Consider the following 17834-nt stretch of genomic DNA (forward strand, 5'->3'; position numbering starts at 1 on the left):
ATTGTAAACCTTCATGTGGATTTAGGGAAAAAGCAGAGGTTGTAAATGAGGCATTTTACAAAGAGCTTGAAAAATACACCCCTCAACCAGCTGTTGCAGAATTATATAAAAAGATTGTTCTGACATCCACAACGACATATAATCAGGATTTGAATAAAAGAATTAAGGAGATATCTGATCAGATAGAAGAACAAAATATGATGGTGCAAAAGGCAAGGAGTTTAATGCTTCATGATAAGATTGATCCGGATGAATACAAAGAAATAAAAAGAGAGGCCGAAGGAAAGATTACAGCGCTCGAATCGCGGGTGGCGAATTTCAATGCTACTGTCAAGGATATAAGCAGCATTCTTAATAATGCCATAGATGCATTAATTAAAATAGGAGAGTTCTTTAAAACAAATAATCTGGAAACTAAGCGTGCAATAATTGGTTCGATATTCGACGAAAAACTGTTTTTTGAAAATGGAACATATCGAACCGCAAAAGTCAATGAAGCCACCGGCCTTATTTTCTTGATTATTAATAAGTTACAGGATAAAAAAAATTGGACAGGTGCGGAATTTTCGCGCCTGTCCAATAGGGTGAACCTTACTGGATTCGAACCAGTGACCTTTACCATGTCAAGGTAACGCTCTAACCAACTGAGCTAAAGATTCTTTGGATTGCAAATGTAGTGTAATTATTATAAAATTGAAATTTTGAAATAATATTTTTATTGGCAAAATGCCTAGTATTTGTTTTTATATTAATATTTATGTTAATGTAAATTTATTTTTGAACCTTTAAACCTATCAACTATGATTTTGACCTTTGTTATTCGGCTGTTTACAGCATTCTTACACCTGGCAGGTGTATTTTTAAAAAAGGCCTTTAGATATTCCTTTCATCAACTTATTGATAATATAAAAGTGGAAGACTTATAAATCAATAATAAATAGGACAAATCCGATGTTTCTTTATTATAATCCTTTAATTTAGTATTTTCATATACTTTTTTAATTGAATATATTTAATATGCTCTCTCAGTATTGTAAAATTCGTTTTATTTGGCGAAATATTTTATTCATATTACCGGTAAGTGTAGTAATGAGTTACACTGTGGCCAGTGGACAGGTAATACCTATAGAAACTAAGAATTCTGCCATGGTATTGACTGTTGATAAAGGCCATTTGTTGCATGTTAGCTATTTTGGCAAAAAGCTTGAAGATAAAAATGATTATATTCAGTTTAAGCAGCAATTACAGCAAGCTGGAGATCCGAGCGGTGTTTCAAATGCCCCTTATTCGACTGCTGGTTCAAGAAATCTTTTTGAGCCTGCTATCAGTGTCATTCACGCGGATGGTAATACGTCTTTAGCTTTACAATATGTCAGCAGTTCAATTAAAAAGGTGTCTGATGATATCGTAGAAACCAGCGTTCAGCTAAAAGATCCTGTTTATGATTTTAAAGTAACCCTGATTTATAGAGCCTATCAGACAGAAAATGTCGTTGAACAGTGGGCGGAGATTCTGCAAAATGAGCAAGGAGATGTCCGGCTTAATAAATTTGCTTCAGCAAATCTCTATTGGTATGGCCGTGATTTCTGGTTAAAGCAATATCATGGGGATTGGGCCAGAGAGATGCAGCCCGAAGTAACCAAATTGTCTCACGGTATTAAAACACTAGATACAAAACTTGGAACAAGAGCTGATTTATTTCAGCCTCCGATATTTATGGTTTCAAATGGGAAGGCGCCTGAGGAGGACCAAGGAGAGGTGATGTTAGGATCCATAGAATGGAGCGGCAATTACCGCATTGACCTGGAATTAGATAATCAAAATAACCTGCGTGTTATTGCCGGGATGAATAATTTTGCAGATGCGTATGAACTGGCACCTGGTAAATTGTTTAAAACCCCCAGATTCTTATATACGCTCTCTCAAAAAGGAACGGGGAAGGCAAGCAGGGACCTCCAGGCCTGGGCCAGGAAATACCGGATATTGGATGGCCAGGGTAGTAGGTTAACCTTGCTGAACAATTGGGAAACAACTAATTTTAATTTTAACGAAGAAAAATTAAAAGCAATACTGGGGGATACCAAAAAGTTAGGCGTAGACTTGTTTTTACTGGATGACGGCTGGTTTGGCAATAAATATCCCAGAAATGACGACCATGCGGGACTTGGTGATTGGCAGGCCAATAAAAAGAAACTACCTAATGGCATACAGGCGGTTGTAAAACAGGCTGATCAAATGGGTGTAAAATTCGGGATCTGGATAGAGCCGGAAATGGTCAATCCAAAAAGCGAATTATATGAAAATCACCCGGATTGGGTCATAAAACAACCCAACCGGCCGGAATATTATTTCAGGAACCAGCTGGTCCTTGATCTGAGTAATCCTAAAGTTCAGGATTTTGTTTTCGGTATCGTAGATTCACTGTTTATTAAAAACCCGACACTCGCCTATATAAAATGGGACTGCAACGCGGTTATTTACAATGCCTATTCTGCACATTTAAAAAACCAATCGGAGTTGTATGTAGAATATGTAAGAGGCCTTTATAAAGTCCTGGAAAGAATCCGAGCAAAATACCCTAAAGTGCCCATGATGCTCTGTTCAGGTGGTGGAGGAAGGGTTGATTATGCGGCTCTTAAATATTTTACCGAATTTTGGCCAAGTGATAATACGGATCCTTTAGAGCGCATATACCTGCAGTGGGAATACTCTTATTTTTATCCCGCCATTGCCTCGGCCAACCATGTTACTAATTGGGGCAGCCAACCCATAAAATATAAAGTTGATGTCGCAATGATGGGTAAGCTCGGATTCGATATCCCAGTTAGTAAGCTAAAACCAGAAGAACTAACCTTTTGCAAGGATGCTGTTAAACAATATGATCAATTATCAGACGTGATCTGGCATGGTGATCAATACCGCTTGGTAAGCCCCTGGAATCATGATTTTGCCTCAATAATGTATGTAAATACAGATAAAAGTAAGGCCGTTATGTTTAGCTATTTGGTCTCCAACCGCTACGATGCCGGCAGCGAATTACCTGTAAAATTAAAAGGCCTGGATGCACACAAACACTATAAAATTGAAGAAGTCAATTTGTATAAGGGGGCAAAGTCCAAGATAAAGCTTAATAAAGAAAATAGTTATTCCGGTTCATTTTTAATGGAGGTGGGATTCAATCCTGTTGTAAATGCAGGTAGATCAAGCGTTGTTTTAGTCCTTACCGCCACCGATTAATCCTGAAAGACCGGCAAGCAAAAGTAAAAAGCTCCAATACAAAAGTGGTTGGATAGAACCCCGAGGCGCTCTATCCAACCACTTTTTTATTTTAAACTTGCCATTTGCGAAAATAATCCTCTAACTATTGCTGATTCAACTTAAGCACGATGGTTGCATGGGGTTTAACTTCATAGCTCAGTTTTGACTGTTTTTTCTTCGTTTCACCTGTCCATACATTTAATGTATTATACTTTCCAGAAAGTCCCAGTTGCTCCAGGCTTATATTATATTTTCTGCTGGTTGAATCTGTGTTTAAAATACCCAAGGCATAATTGCCATCTGAGAGTGGTTTCAGGTACACTTGCCAGCCATCTTTATTTATTTTTCTTTCGGCCTGTTTGCCCAATGGATCCTGATCGATCGCCAGTATTTCTTTATTGGTCAGAATGCGTTTTGTTGCCTCGTTCATATGAGCAACATCGCAAGTGATCATAAGCGGAGCAGCCTGTAAACACCACAGAGACATTTGGGATTGATATTCAATGTCATTGCAACCTACACCTCCTAAATCCCCAGAAGGCCCTTTGCGCCCATATAATCCAACTACAAGCATATCGGGGTCATTCCATTTGCCAGGACCAGCGTACTGAACCAGATCCGCATTTCTATTCACTGCATCCAGGATACCGATGCCGCCCTTGGGCGTGCCAGGTGCATCAAAATCAGCCGACCATTTATCGCGGATATCACCGTCAATGCGCCAGAGATTGCCGCCTACTTCAGCGCCCCAAGTCCAGGGTTGTCTGCCACCCCATTCACAGATACCAAAAACGATATCTCGTCCAGAGTTACTTAAGGCGTCGGCCATTTTTTTATAACGCTTCATGGCTGTTTCTTTGTCAGGAGGGGCGCCGCAGTAATCATATTTAAGATAATCAATACCCCAGGACGCAAAAGTCTTGGCATCCTGCTCTTCAAAATGAAGACTGGCCGTATAACCGGCACAGGTTAAAGGCGCCGCATCAGAGTAGATACCCAGTTTGATGCCTTTGCTGTGCACGTAATCCGCCAACGCTTTAATGCCAGAAGGAAACTTTTTAGGATCCGGGATTATATTGTTTCTATTATCGCGGCCACCTTGCCAGCCATCATCAATAAAGATATAGTCATAGCCTATTTGTACCAGCCCATTGGCCACCATGGCATCGGCGATGGTCCGCACATCCTGCTCAGTAATCTTATCGGCATAATAATTCCAGGTCATATAACCCATTGGCGGTGTAGGCGCGAGTTTAGATCTTTGACTAAAACCGGTAAGGCAGGCACAGAAAAATACAGCTGCCATCAGGATTGTTTTTATCTTTTGCATGGAGTTTAAGAAAATTTAAACGTGTGTATAAATAAGGTAAGTCCTAAAGATATTCAATTTTGCTTATAAAGATCGAGGTCACCTAAAAAATCTAAATAGTAATTTCTATCCGTGCGACCCAGCAATGGATGATGGATTGCCCCCAACTGATGCATAAATACAAAAGAAGAGAAGCAATTTTCAAAATTGCTTCTCTGGTATAAGTAGATTCTATATGAATGTGATTAGAAAAAGCTTTACTCCAGTAAGCCCCTGTTTTCTTCCATTGGTTTGATACTGGGAGCCTGGCCCCTAAAGGCACGGTAAAGCTTTTCAAGGTCTTCCGTATTGCCTTTGGATAAGATCATATCGCGGAAACGCTGGCCATTTGCTCTGGTTAGTCCGCCATGTTCTTTGAACCATTCATAAGCATCGTCATCCAGCATTTCTGTCCAGAGATAAGCATAATAGCCGGCAGCATAACCATTGCCCCATATATGCAGAAAATAACTGGACCGATACCGCGGAGGCACGGTTTTTAGATAAAGCCCTGTCTTTTGAAGGGAATGCAATTCAAAACTATCCACATCCTGCAGCGGTGCATCCGCTTTTAATTTATGCCACTGCATGTCCAGTGCTGCTGCAGCCAGCAGCTCAGTCAACATATACCCTTGATTGAAAGTACTGGCTTTTTTGATTTTATCCACGAGGTCCTGCGGGATCGTCTGACCAGTCTTATAATGAATAGCATAGTGTTTTAATACATTTGGTTCCAAAGCCCAATGCTCATTAAATTGAGAGGGGAACTCTACAAAATCTCGGGCGACACTAGTACCTGACAAGCTCGGATATTGCTGGTCAGCAAAGAACCCATGGAGCGCATGACCAAATTCATGGAACATGGTCGTGACATCATCAAAACTGATAAGTGCCGGCTGACCGGGCGCTGGTTTTGTAAAATTGCACACATTATAAATTACTGGTTTGGTGCCCAGTAATTTGGATTGAGTAACAATATTGTCCATCCAGGCCCCGCCCGATTTATTATCTCTTTTAAAATAATCGCAGTAGAAAAGACCCATAGGTGATTGATCTTTATCAAAGACCTCAAAAACCCGGACATCTTTTTGATAGACAGGAATATCCTTTCTTTCCTTAAACGTAATGCCGTAGAGTTGTGTGGCCGCATAAAACACCCCATCTTCCAGTACCTTATTCAGCTCAAAATAGGGCTTGATTTCATTTTCGTCCAGGTTATAACGGGCTTTTCTGACCTTGTCCGCGTAATAATCCCAGTCATAAGGTTCCAGTTGAAAACCGCCATGTGTAGAATCAATGACTTGCTGTATATCTGCCGCTTCCTTTTGCGCCTTTTTCACAGCTGCCGGCACCAGACTGGCAAAGAACTTATCCACTGCTTCAGGTGTCTTGGCCATCTGGTCCTGCAGTTTCCAGGCCGCATAGCTGGGATAACCCAATAAAGCTGCTTTTTTAGCCCTTAACTGCGCAATAGTAGCAATGGTCTTACGTGTATCATTGCTATCGCCCTTTTCAGCGCGGTTCCAGGAAAGTTCAAAAAGTTTGGCCCTGGTAGAACGATCCGTCAGCGATCCGAGGGCTGGCTGCTGCGTGGTGTTTTGCAAAGGAAGCAACCATTTACCATTAAGATCAGCTGCCTTTGCATCCTCTGCCGCCGCATCAATAGCCCCCTGGGACATACCAGCAAGCTCATCTTTGCTATTGGCAATATAAGCACCCGCTTTGGCGGCAGCCAGAAGTTGGTTGGTAAATTTGGCGCTAAGAGAAGCTTCCTGTTCATTGTACTTTTTCAGCTGCGCTTTATCCGCCTCAGACAGTTTAGCCCCGGCCAGGACAAACTCCTGGTAATAATACTGGACCAACCTTTTGGACTCACTATCAAGATTAGATTTGCTCAAGTTATTATATACCGCAGTAATCCTGTCAAATAAGGCTTTATTTAAGTATATGGCATCCTGGTGGGCTGCCTGCAAAGGAGCAAGCTCTTCTTGAACATGCTGTAAATAATCATTGGTATTGGCACCTGTCAAAAGGTTAAATACGGCTGAAGCTCTTTTGAGCACATCCCCGCTTTGCTCCAAAGGAACCAGGGTATTCAAAAAGGTGGCAGAATCCGGGTTATCTGTTATTTTTTTGATTTCCGCCAGTTGGCGTTTCATGCCTTCAAGAATGGCCGGTTTAAAATCACCATCCTTGATATGGGTAAAATCAGGCGCATGATAGGCTAGGGTGCTGGCCTTTAAAAAAGGATTTTCACTACTTAACGTATCCACTGTTGTATCGGTTTTTGATGGTTGGTTATTATTACCACAAGCACCTGCCATAAGTAGGGCAGCAGCCAGGGGCACCATTGAAAGTTTTTTGATTGTCTTCATTGGATCCTTTGTTTTTCTTAGAAACGGTGAAAATACAAAATTTAGGGCAAAGGTAACGGTTGTTTGTTTTTCGAAAAAAAAGAAACGCGCCTATAACAAACGTTAATCCAGCAGATCCTGACCCTTAAAATAAATCCTTAAAGACAATGTCCAACCCAATATGGTGCATGGAAATAGTTGGGGATTTGCCTGCCAGGTTATTCATGTAGCCTATTTCGCCATAAACTGGCCAACCAGCAGGTGCATACCGGTAGTACAGGCAAAATCGACTGTCATCATAGAAAAACCCCGTCCAGTCACCCTTATCCTGTCCTAATGGCAGCACTTTTTCGTTCTGAAAGAGACTTTCCGCGGAGAGAATCAGAAAATGGCAATTGTTATTAGCCAGCGGGATGGTGGATTTCAATTTAAATCTGGCTCTTAGAGCATTACGCGGCGTCTCACCATCAAAACTAGGTAAAAAGAATTTTCGATATTCCGGTCTAAAATCAATATTCCATTTGATTTTGTCCGTTTTCCAGTTATAAGAAAGCTTTCCATAAATCCTGAACTCCTTTTTTGAGGAAGGGTCAGCTTTGTGAAAGGGTTTAGCATCTTGATAGCGGTATTGCCACCGGTAGCTCAGAGCGCCGGTGGCGCTAAAATGGTCCGTTAGTTTTCTTTTGATTTCCTGATTTACAATCATCATGGATGGCTTCTCAAATAAATTATAGACTCCCGCAGGATTACTCATAAAGCCATAACCGATATAGGAGAAGGATTGCCAGGACTGGTCTTTATCTAAAGACTGATCCAGCCCAACCGCCATCCAGGACGATACACGGGTATCACTCAACCCGGGAGGAGAAATCTGGGCGAACAGTCGAGTAGAGCTATTCAATGCAATAAGCAGGCATATCATATAAATTGCCAGGTGGCGTGCACGAGGAAAACAGCGTATGATGCGGATTGGATCCATAATGATATAATAGCCTATTGGCTGATTTTAAGAGAACTGCTCTCTTTACCCGTTATCAATTACATGTTATAAGTTACCAGATCTAAATAAAAATAATCAATTGTTGGAAGATAGCGCCACAGAAGATGCCAGTTTTTATGATAAAACAGCTTTTTATAAGCACCAGTTATTATAAATAGCTACAAAATAATAACGTCCCTCATTTTCTTTAAAAAAATGAGGGGCGTTATTATTATCGAACCATTGAATGCTTTTATGGAACTAAAGCGGCATATAAGTATACATGCTATAATGCCCTTGCAGCATACCCTTAATAGCAGCTTTATAGACCTCATTTTCAGATTTGGCCACCCCTGAAAATTCCCTGCCCAGCATAAAATCACTAAAATAAGTGTTCCAGTCCTTGTATTGCGCTTCCGCCAATTTTAATTGCTCCAAAATGAGCGCCTTGGCATTGACAGGATCTATGTATTCAGCGCTGTAGCCTAAGTTGACAATATAAACATAGAGGCCGATATTCCAGGCCTTGATACCTGCCGGGGAAAAGTCGTCATAATTATCCTTAACAAACTGCAGTAAGACATCACTGCCCTCCGGCAGTTGATTTGCTTTCAGATCAATTTTGTTGACTTCGGCATTTTTACCGCCATTCGCATCCAGGACTTTTTTGGTTAACTCATAATGCGACTGGAAGCCACTGTCTTTCAGATTGTTTAAAAAGAGGAAGAAGTCATGCTGACTCGAAATCTGGAACCAGTCAGAAAGCGTGTTTCTGGAATCCACCTTTTGGCTAGCAGACCTGCCAAAAGGAAATACAAAGGTTTTGTGGTAGGCGCTATCCAGCAGTGTCAAAAAAGGAGCGCCGGTATTATCCTGATTAATCAATGTCTTCAGCTTCGTCTCAAATTTGTCCATTCCACCATAACCTTGTACAAAATAAACGCCCGCCAGCATAAATCCTTTTAGCGTGTCGTCTTTAACCTGAACATCGTTATTTTGTGTATTTTTAGTGTTTGAGTCTTTATTATTTTTACCTGAACCACAGCCCCAAAACAAAAAGGAGCTCAAAGTCAGCGCACAAATACAAGTAAGAAGTCGTCTCATGAGATATTATCGTTATACTGTCAAATGTGGCAAATATCCAGCTTCGTGTTCAAAGTAACCGGCAAAATATGTTATTGTTTATTTAATGTGAAAATGCACCGGATTACTATCCTGAATTAATTTTCAATTGATAATCAATTTGATAGATGATTGAGCACTAGGAATTAATATAAATAAAAGACCCTTATCCCGCCCAAATACAGATGAAAATGGATAATTTTGGTGCCTATTATAAATTATTTCATTTATGGGTAAGCTTTTTAAAATATGTTGTCTGGGTTTGATCATTATGATGACCATGCAACGCTGTCAATCCAAAAAGATGAGAGAAAATAAGTACTTTTTACTTGTAGGCACCTATACAGACGGGAATGCCAGTGAAGGAATCTATGTATATGATTTTGACGATACCAGTGGTCAGATGACTGAAGTAGCACATACCAACCATGTTGTGAACCCATCCTATATGGCTTTATCAGAAAACGAGAAATATCTATATGCAGTTAATGAGAATACAGATGATAAAACCAAAGGGATGATCTCAGCTTTTGCTTTTAATGACCAGACAGGACAATTAGATTTCCTGAATACACAGCCTACCAATGGCGACGCACCTTGCTATGTATCCATAGACTCTTTGGGAAAGAATGTGGCTGAAGCCAATTACAATGGTGGCAACTTCTCCATCTATAAGACCGACACCAGTGGCAAACTCTGGCCTGCGACTCAGATCATTGCTCATAAAGGAACCAGTGCCAATAAGAAAATACAGACCCAGTCACATGTACACTCCACGATTTTCTCTCCGGATCAAAAATACTTATTTGTCTGCGATCTGGGCAACGATACCCTCTATCAGTATCCATTTAAAATCAATAACTTATTGCCGGTAGATGAAGCTGGCGCTATTAAATACAAGATCCCTGCCGGCTATGGCCCCGCCATATCGCATTTTCCCCCAATCATAAGTATGCCTACCTGTTAAATGAACTGGATGCCCAACTTATGGTATACAGCTGGCATAATGATTCATTAAGTTATTTACAAACCCTGGTATCTACCACCGTAGAGGATACCGCCAATGCGGATAAAGGCGCTTCTGCCATCCGGGTATCACCTGACGGAAAGTTCGTTTATACCTCCAATAGAGGGAAAGCCAATGATCTGACCATCTTTCAGGTGCAGCCAGACGGACTTTTAAAGGAAGTAGCCCATCAAAGTACAGGCCCACATCCAAGGGACTTTATTATTGATCCGACTGGCCACTTCTTACTCGTCGCTACCCGCGATGACAATACAGTAAGGGTTTATAAAAGAGATGCAACGACAGGCCTGCTCAGCGAAACATCCCAGATGATTACCCTGCCGAGGCCTGTTGCTCTGCTGTTTGCGCAAAAAAATAAATGAGATTAGCAAAAAATGGTGTATTTTGAAATGTAGAATTTCAATTGTTCACGCTTAATTCTTTAAAACAATGTTAGATGAAATTGTAAACCTAATTAAAAATGCCGCAGGGCAGGCCGTTCAAGCCCATCCTGATGTACCTAATGAACAGGCTGGAGCAGTCGCTGAGGAAGCCTCCCATTCTATTTTGGGCGATCTGGAAAACGGATTGAAAGGAGGGGGAATCTCTGATATCCTGGGCATGCTCACCGGTAAAAAAACAGATATTGCTGGCAATAATACCACCCAACAGATGACTGGCAATCTGACTAGTAAATTAACAGAGAAACTGGGCATCAGCCCATCGGCAGCCAGCTCTCTAGGGGCTTCCATAATCCCTGCTGTACTCAGCAAACTGACCAATAAAGTAAATGATCCAAACGACAGCAGTCTGGATCTTCAAGGAGTGGTCAATCAACTCACAGGTGGGAAAACTGCCGGGATTGACCTGAAAAGCATACTGGATAGGAACGGTGATGGAGAGATTAATCTGGGAGATGCGATGTCCCTTTTTACAGGAGATAACAATAGCTCAACTGAACAAAGCGGTGGTGGTATCTTAGGTAAATTAAAAGGTATGTTTGGCGGATAATCCATCTTTATCAAGTAAGATATTATCAAAAATAATCATCCGGTACTGCAAAAAAACAGTGCCGGATTTTCTTTTTAGACAACCGGGAAAACCAGATTTTTAAAATTTTACAGGGAAATTTAGTTGGTTTGTAAATTTCCTTATAGCTTTAAGCCAATTATTAAAACATCTAACAAAAATCAACATGCGCATGGTAATGAGTAAACTGCTGGCTAAAACAGCACTTACACTTTCAGTAGTAGCCGTCTTTGCGAGCTGCAAAGGGGACGGAGCAAAAGAAAACAAGACAGATAAACCCGCTAAGGACAGTGTTGTTACAGTCCTAAAGCCAGGATCTTCCATTAAACTGGATCCCGCAAAAAAATACGTTTACCTCACCTGGGATGACGGCCCGCAGCCTCCAGGAACCACTAATTGTGAGGAAGTTTTTAGAGAGGAAGGGGTAAAAGCGACTTTCTTTATGGTAGGTATGCATCAGTTCAGTCCATCCAGAGAAAGAATCGTAGACACTATCCGTAACAGTTATCCACAATTTTTACTGGCAAACCACAGTCATTCACATGGATTCAGAGATCACTACCGTGAATTCTATGCCAACCCGGACAGTGCCATGCAGGATATCTATCTGGGCGAAAAAGAGCTGAAAGTGCCTGTTAAAATCGTCAGACTGCCCGGTATGAACTCCTGGGTAGAAAACGGTAAAATCAAAGGGCCACACTCTTCATTGGAAGTTTGTAAGCGACTGGGCAGCGCCGGTTATAACGCCGTTGGTTGGGATCTTGAATGGCGCTTTGGCAGAAGATCCGTTCCCGTACAGGGTGCCGAACAAATGGCCAAAGAAGTCGAGGATATTTTAGCAGATGGAAGAACCTATGCTTCCAATGCGGTGGTTATTTTGGCGCACGACAGAATGTTCCGTGACCAATATAAAGACAGCCTGCGTAAATTTGTACAGATTCTTAAAACCCATCCGGATTACGTCTTTGAAACCATTGACCATTATCCGCTGATTCAAAAAGGGAAATAATACATTGGCGACCTTCTAGGTGGTCAACATTCGATCTTTTTAAAAGGCCAGACGTTCCGATATACTTCAAGTATAAGGGGCGCCTGGCCTTTTAGTGGGAAGTAGACAAAGAACGATCCAGAATTTTACTTCAGATTTCTTCCATTGGTATTTTACACTCCCCGAAAGGGGATCCGGTTCATAAAACAATAAAATTAAATTGATTTTACGGCGGACAGACCTATAACTTTATGCCCAAAACCACTGGATATTTACTTATGCAGTCCGTAAATTTCCTGCAGAAAAGTGGTAACATCTGCTACTACCTTCCCAAACCAGGGCCTATAGAGGCAAAAAGAGTGCGGTGTATCCGCAAAGGGAATAATTTTAACCTTGACGCCTTTGGCATCCATTAATTTTTTAAAATCATCTCTGCCGGCGTGCATCCGCTCTAAAGCGCTATTCAAAAAATAAAAGGAACTGTATTATTTGCAGCATAAGTCAATGGAGAGGCATCCTTCCAAAGATCCAGCCTTTGGGTTCTGGGGTAGCCCAACCACCAGGCGGAGGCACCGATTTTATCAGGATGCTGGGTTTCGGAAGCCTCAGGATGCACAAAGGACAACGTGCCGTCGATATCAATGACTGCATTGACTTTACTGGAAGTGTGCCCATTGCCCTGATCACCTTCAAACTTTTTAAGGCCGTTTGTCATACCTAAGAAAGCGGCCAGTTCACCACCTGCGGAAAAGCCAAGTACATTTATTTTGTGGCCATCAATATTAAACTTTTGCTTGTTTTTTCTGAGCCAGCGAACAGCAGCTTTCAAATCATAAACAGCCGCTGGGAAAAAAGCTTCCGTCGATAACCTGTACTCTACTGTAAAGCAGGCAAAGCCATTTGCCGCCAGGTGTTGGGCGAGCGGGATATGCTGGGACCGGTCGCCGGAGCGCCAACCACCTCCATGGATAATCAATATGGCCGGTATAGTTGCTTTTGCGTTTAGAGAAGCGGTGGGCAAAAATGCATCTATATGCAGTTTTCTACCATGCAAATCCGCATAGACCAGGTTTCGTTTTTCTGTTACTGCTGCCGTACTGGAATCTGGAACCAGCTGAATAAAAGGATAGTGTTTAAGGTTTTTTTGAAAATCGCTAAAACTGGTATATGAAGTGTCTCGAACCCCAGTGAGCCACTCTGTATGCTGTTTTATTAGTGGCTTTGATGTTGGGGGGCTTACCGCTGAGTTGACTTGTGCCTGTACCTGGAAGGCTCCAGGCAACATTAGTAGGAGTATGGCGCAGATCCAACCTGCGCGTTTGAAATGAGATCCAGGATGAAGGTTCGCTGATCTATGCAAATTGTGCGGTATAACTCGTTTAAGAAAGGGCTTCATCGTTGTTGTGCTATTATTTATTTGGTTTAAATCTTTAAAGATACCTATCTATTTTACCTTTATTGTGGGGTTACAGGCATAATTTGGCAAATTTTCCCATTTATTTGTCCACTTTATTGTCAAATTCAATGATATGATTGTAAATTCTCAAAATACTGTCCAGTTCTCAATTTAACCCCTTGATTTGATTTACAGATCATCTTATAAAGCTGTTTATGTTAATTTCAAATGATTGTCGGCTCTTAATTTAATTTAATTTAATTTGATATGACCATTTTTCCCTTATAATTGGCCGCTCAGTATTTCTTATTTTATTATCACTAAAAAAGCCTTGATCCGTCCTAAAATAACTTCTCCACTTTTTTAACGATACTTCTCTTAACTATTGTTATTTTAAAAACAGCTTTTGTCCTGTTTCTTAAATAAGTTAAAAAGCGAAAAATTGTAAATTAACCGGTATGCTCATTTGTAATAGGGCCCATAACATGGATCATAGCAGGTACCAATTTTTTAAAGAATTCATTTTTTGATCTAGCGTTGTCTACCTGTAAATAAATGTGTATAAATCTCTCATCAGCATTATCTAGAAAGTACCGACCCTTCTGGGAGCTACAATTTGAATATTAGCTCCGGCATTTAAATTCATCTTGATGCGTTTAATTTCACGGATTGCATAAAAAATAGTTTTAGAGGCGATTTGTCTAGCTACATTTTGCATTTAACAATTTTATTATTGTCAAAATTAATGACAATTTTTTTATTGTTAAAATGCCGGGAGACGTATTTAATATCATGGTTGACAATCAGCTGTTTAAATTACAAATTATAGATACAATGGAGCAGATATCTGGTCTTTGAGAACCAGCTGTTTAGTAGATAGATTTAAATGCATTTAGATAGACAAATTATTTTTCTGAGGCGCTACTATCTATTTTTGTTCCTTTAAAGTTACTGCCCCTTTGCCAATATGTAGTGTATGGCGTGCGCCGCATTTTAAGGCTATATTGGCACTTTGATGCCCGACAGGTATATCAAAAGCCACTGGCAGATCACTAGGGATCGCATCCATAATGATCTCTGTCATGGTCTTGCCAAAAGGTCTGGTTGTATCCTTGGTAGAAGAAAAATCACCCACCAGTAAGGCGGCTATTTTATGGAGCCAGCCAGCTCGTTTCAGCTGCCATAAATACCGGTCAATGGTATAAAAATGTTCACCAACGTCCTCAATAAAGAGAATTTTACCTTTCAGATCAGGCTCAGAGACAGATCCGACACTATGCGCTAAAAGGCAAAGATTGCCGCCAATCAGTTCCCCTGTGACTTTACCTGTTCTATTAGCTGGATGTGGGGCGAACTTGTAATTGCTCAGATTCCCTTTTAGTGCTTTATGTAAATAGCTAAGATAACTGGTGTCTTGATCTGACATAAAAGCTGCTGCCATGGGGGCATGCAAAGAGGCCACTTTTACTTTACTATTCAGATGCAAATGCAAAAGCGTAATATCACTATAGCCAATCACCCATTTAGGCGATTTTTTAAAAGCCTTAAAATCCAGCTGATCAATAATGCGGCTCATTCCGTAGCCACCACGGGCACATAAGATTGCTTTTACCGCTGGATTATCCAGTGCCAGTTGCAGGTGCCCTGCGCGAATCGCATCTGATCCTGCAAAATAATTGCCGGAGTCAGCGCCCACAGTGTCCTGATCTACAAAAACCTGATATCCCCATGCCTGTAAAGTCTTTACGCAATCTTTGGTTCTTTTTAGCTCTATGTAACCTGAAGGACCAACCATAGCAATCAGGTCATTTTTTTTAAGTGCGGGTGGTATTCGTATGGGCATAAGTTGTAATTGATTCATTGTAATATGCAAAAAAAGGCTTGGTTACAGCTCCGTTAAAGTCGTTCCGATGGTAGTAACGTCCAGCCGGTGGGGTACCCCGCATTTGAGTGCATAGTTTTCCACAATATGTCCGACCGGAAAATCAAAAGTAACTGGATAGTTGTATTCCTTTACTTTTTCCATGACCAACTCGTAGATAGACTTATTCATTTCATCATTAGGATCACGTTGCGGCGTACGGATCATAGCACCAATAATCAATCCTTTTAAGTGCTTTAGCTGTCCGGTACGTTCCAGGTTCCAGAGCATGCGGTCCATATTATATAAATATTCATGGGTTTCTTCTAAAAACAGGATTTTGCCGGCTGCCTCAAGACTGGACCGGGTACCGGAAAGATTCTCAATGGTGCGCATATTGCCGCCAATTAATTCCGCTTCAGCGCTACCGGATCTGTTCATAGGATTCATAAGACTTCGGTAATGCATCTTTTGTGTATTCATCAGGGCATCGCGGATAGAATCAATCGTTGCCTTTTGTTGTTCGGTCGCTTTATCCCAGTTATCCGGGAAGCTGTTACACATTTTAGAATGCAAAGTGGCCATATGATAGTTATGGGCGATATGCATATGAAATACAGTCGCATCACTAAAACCAATAATCCATTTAGGATTTTTATTCAGGGAGGAAAAATCAATACGGTCGATAATTCTGACGGCTCCATAGCCGCCCCTGGCACAAAGAATGGCCTTAATGGCAGGATCCTCCAGCATTAGCTGAAAATCAGTGGCACGCTGCTGATCCGTTCCTCCAAAAGTACCATCTTTAAGACCAATAGTCTGCCCCGTTTTAAAGGTCAGCCCCCAGGATTTGATCCGGCTAATGGCCGGCAGTAGTTCTTTATATTGAATATGTCCCGAAGGACTGGTAATACCGATGCAATCTCCCTTTTGCAGGTATGGCGGAATTTTTGAAGCGGACCTGAGTGCCAAGTCTCCAGTATTGAACGACTGATTGTCATCAGGACTCAGTTTTTGATGCGTATTCATTGCACCGAGTAAGGCATTTTTACTGCACAAACTAAGCGGGAGCAATGCGCCCGCTGTTTTTAGAAATTTAGATCTGTCCATTGCTTATCACTTATCACCTAGCGTTTTATGGGCTACAATTAATGTTCCTATTATCTTACTTAATTAGATCGACGCCTTTTCAGGTATTCCTCTGTCCGGATGGTCGAATATTAGTATTAATAAGGCCACAGGGTGAAGGTAATAAAAATTGTGATTGCCCACGTGATGAAGGTTGTAAACCTTTCAGTTTCAGATAAAAAAGAAAGAACAACCGAATCTAACGAATGTTTGTGCGACCCGTTGAATAGAATTTACGCAAATTTGCGTATCTTTCCGACGTGCAACTGAAAACCCCAAATTTTCTCTAGTTCAATGAGTAAACAAGCCACTATTAAAGAAATCGCCAAGAAGCTTGGTGTATCCATATCAACAGTATCCAGGGCACTCCATGATCATCCCAGCATTGGTTTAAGAACCAAAATGCGGGTGCAGGAAGTGGCCAAAGAATTAAACTATGAGCCCAATCAGGCAGCGATTCAGTTTAAAATGGGTAAGACTTTTACTTTGGGGGTGATCCTGCCGGAGTTGACCGAGAATTTCTTTTCCCAAGCCATCAGTGGGATTGAAGATGTGGCTTTTGAGAATAACTACAATGTGTTATTTGGCCAGAGCCATGACGATGTAGAAAAAGAAAAACAGATACTGGCTACTTTTATTAAAAACAGAATCGATGGCCTTTTGGTATCGCTTTCTAAATCCACGCGCAATATTGAACATTTTCAAAAACTAAGCAACTACAATATACCAGTTGTTTTCTTTGACAGAGTGCCAAAAGAAGAGGATACCTATACGGTTTCCTGCGACCTTTTTAAAAGCTCCATCAAAATTGTTGATTTTCTGTGGGACCAGGGACATCGTCATATTGCTTTATTAAAAGGGCCACAAACCCTTACGGCGACCAATGAACGCATGCGGGGCTTCATGGAAGGTCTAAGTAGAAAAAGAGCGAAGACCGACCCTTCTTTGTTTTCTTCTTCCGATCTGACAAAAGAGAGCAGCTGGAGCGCGATGAAAGATATTTTATCCCAGAAAAACAGACCTACTGCCGTAATCGCCTTTAATGATTATGTAGCGCTGGATGCCATGCAGTATGTCAAAAGACATACAGATCTGGTGATCAATAAGGATATCTGCTTTGTCAGCTATTCCAATCTGCCTATGCGCAGCTATCTGGATACACCGCCACTGGTTTCTATTGAGCAGTTTCCTTATGAGCAGGGCAGAAAAGCCACAGAAATGTTGATGGCTGTCATGAATGGTGAAGACTTGGAAACCAAGCAAATCGTGCTGGATGGCGAGCTGATTGCACTACGAGAAGAGTAGGAGGCAGATAAACCCATTCGGGTTTATCCGGGATAGGCTTTACATTTCTACATACCCAAG

The 17834-nt window shown here is 41.2% G+C and carries 12 protein-coding genes, 1 tRNA gene and 1 pseudogene; 5 read left to right on the forward strand and 9 right to left on the reverse strand.

Annotated features, from left to right (window positions below; all coding sequences use genetic code 11):
* Nucleotides 1-585: 585 nt before the first annotated feature.
* Nucleotides 586-659 (reverse strand) — tRNA-Val (locus FSB73_RS12235).
* A gap of 430 nt (nt 660-1089) precedes the next feature.
* Here FSB73_RS12235 and FSB73_RS12240 point away from each other — a divergent pair.
* On the forward strand, nt 1090-3237 hold the full coding sequence (locus FSB73_RS12240; RefSeq protein ID WP_225973969.1) for an alpha-galactosidase: 2148 nt from the start codon (nt 1090-1092) through the stop codon (nt 3235-3237).
* A 124-nt stretch (nt 3238-3361) separates the two neighbouring features.
* Here FSB73_RS12240 and FSB73_RS12245 read toward each other — a convergent pair whose 3' ends face one another.
* The 4 genes from FSB73_RS12245 to FSB73_RS12260 all read right to left on the reverse strand — a co-directional run bounded on the left by FSB73_RS12245 (nt 3362) and on the right by FSB73_RS12260 (nt 9043).
* The gene (locus FSB73_RS12245; protein ID WP_225973970.1) at nt 3362-4588 is read right to left on the reverse strand and encodes a glycoside hydrolase family 27 protein; all 1227 of its coding nucleotides are present in this window, start codon (nt 4586-4588) and stop codon (nt 3362-3364) included.
* A 236-nt stretch (nt 4589-4824) separates the two neighbouring features.
* Nucleotides 4825-6981 (reverse strand): peptidyl-dipeptidase Dcp, encoded by a 2157-nt coding sequence (gene dcp / locus FSB73_RS12250; RefSeq protein WP_146782479.1) that lies wholly within the window; start codon nt 6979-6981, stop codon nt 4825-4827.
* A 124-nt stretch (nt 6982-7105) separates the two neighbouring features.
* The gene (locus FSB73_RS12255; protein WP_146782482.1) at nt 7106-7939 is read right to left on the reverse strand and encodes a DUF2490 domain-containing protein; all 834 of its coding nucleotides are present in this window, start codon (nt 7937-7939) and stop codon (nt 7106-7108) included.
* A gap of 261 nt (nt 7940-8200) precedes the next feature.
* Nucleotides 8201-9043 (reverse strand): DUF1266 domain-containing protein, encoded by an 843-nt coding sequence (locus FSB73_RS12260; RefSeq protein WP_146782485.1) that lies wholly within the window; start codon nt 9041-9043, stop codon nt 8201-8203.
* Nucleotides 9044-9365: 322 nt separating this feature from the next.
* Here FSB73_RS12260 and FSB73_RS24895 point away from each other — a divergent pair.
* The 3 genes and pseudogenes from FSB73_RS24895 to FSB73_RS12280 all read left to right on the forward strand — a co-directional run bounded on the left by FSB73_RS24895 (nt 9366) and on the right by FSB73_RS12280 (nt 12105).
* Nucleotides 9366-10450, forward strand: a pseudogene (locus FSB73_RS24895) (lactonase family protein).
* A gap of 67 nt (nt 10451-10517) precedes the next feature.
* Nucleotides 10518-11078 (forward strand): DUF937 domain-containing protein, encoded by a 561-nt coding sequence (locus FSB73_RS12275; protein WP_146782494.1) that lies wholly within the window; start codon nt 10518-10520, stop codon nt 11076-11078.
* A 190-nt stretch (nt 11079-11268) separates the two neighbouring features.
* On the forward strand, nt 11269-12105 hold the full coding sequence (locus FSB73_RS12280; protein WP_158639524.1) for a polysaccharide deacetylase family protein: 837 nt from the start codon (nt 11269-11271) through the stop codon (nt 12103-12105).
* 251 nt (nt 12106-12356) lie between these two features.
* On the opposite strand, the gene FSB73_RS12285 is transcribed toward FSB73_RS12280, so the two are convergent.
* From FSB73_RS12285 to FSB73_RS12300, 4 genes are all read right to left on the reverse strand, one after another.
* On the reverse strand, nt 12357-12551 hold the full coding sequence (locus FSB73_RS12285; protein ID WP_146782500.1) for a hypothetical protein: 195 nt from the start codon (nt 12549-12551) through the stop codon (nt 12357-12359).
* Nucleotides 12548-13444, reverse strand: coding sequence for an alpha/beta hydrolase (locus FSB73_RS12290; protein ID WP_158639525.1), 897 nt, complete (start codon nt 13442-13444; stop codon nt 12548-12550). The genes FSB73_RS12285 and FSB73_RS12290 overlap by 4 nt, the downstream gene beginning before the upstream one ends.
* Nucleotides 13445-14408: 964 nt before the next feature.
* A complete protein-coding gene (locus FSB73_RS12295) occupies nt 14409-15323 on the reverse strand; it encodes a S66 peptidase family protein (RefSeq protein WP_146782506.1) in 915 nt (304 codons plus the stop codon).
* Between the two features lie 42 nt (nt 15324-15365).
* Entirely contained in the window at nt 15366-16451 is a 1086-nt protein-coding gene (locus FSB73_RS12300; RefSeq protein WP_146782510.1) for a S66 peptidase family protein, read from the reverse strand.
* Nucleotides 16452-16763: 312 nt separating this feature from the next.
* Here FSB73_RS12300 and FSB73_RS12305 point away from each other — a divergent pair, with 312 nt between their 5' ends.
* On the forward strand, nt 16764-17774 hold the full coding sequence (locus tag FSB73_RS12305; protein WP_146782513.1) for a LacI family DNA-binding transcriptional regulator: 1011 nt from the start codon (nt 16764-16766) through the stop codon (nt 17772-17774).
* Nucleotides 17775-17834: the final 60 nt, after the last annotated feature.

This window comes from Arachidicoccus ginsenosidivorans (genome assembly GCF_007971385.1).
GTDB classification, from domain to species: domain Bacteria; phylum Bacteroidota; class Bacteroidia; order Chitinophagales; family Chitinophagaceae; genus Arachidicoccus; species Arachidicoccus ginsenosidivorans.

Coding starts and splice junctions, on each gene's coding strand:
- FSB73_RS12240 (WP_225973969.1), top strand. CDS start 1,090: ATGAGTTACACTGTGGCCAGTGGACAGGTAATACCTATAGAAACTAAG.
- FSB73_RS12245 (WP_225973970.1), bottom strand. CDS start 4,588: ATGCAAAAGATAAAAACAATCCTGATGGCAGCTGTATTTTTCTGTGCC.
- dcp (WP_146782479.1), bottom strand. CDS start 6,981: ATGAAGACAATCAAAAAACTTTCAATGGTGCCCCTGGCTGCTGCCCTA.
- FSB73_RS12255 (WP_146782482.1), bottom strand. CDS start 7,939: ATGGATCCAATCCGCATCATACGCTGTTTTCCTCGTGCACGCCACCTG.
- FSB73_RS12260 (WP_146782485.1), bottom strand. CDS start 9,043: ATGAGACGACTTCTTACTTGTATTTGTGCGCTGACTTTGAGCTCCTTT.
- FSB73_RS12275 (WP_146782494.1), top strand. CDS start 10,518: ATGTTAGATGAAATTGTAAACCTAATTAAAAATGCCGCAGGGCAGGCC.
- FSB73_RS12280 (WP_158639524.1), top strand. CDS start 11,269: ATGGTAATGAGTAAACTGCTGGCTAAAACAGCACTTACACTTTCAGTA.
- FSB73_RS12295 (WP_146782506.1), bottom strand. CDS start 15,323: ATGCCCATACGAATACCACCCGCACTTAAAAAAAATGACCTGATTGCT.
- FSB73_RS12300 (WP_146782510.1), bottom strand. CDS start 16,451: ATGGACAGATCTAAATTTCTAAAAACAGCGGGCGCATTGCTCCCGCTT.
- FSB73_RS12305 (WP_146782513.1), top strand. CDS start 16,764: ATGAGTAAACAAGCCACTATTAAAGAAATCGCCAAGAAGCTTGGTGTA.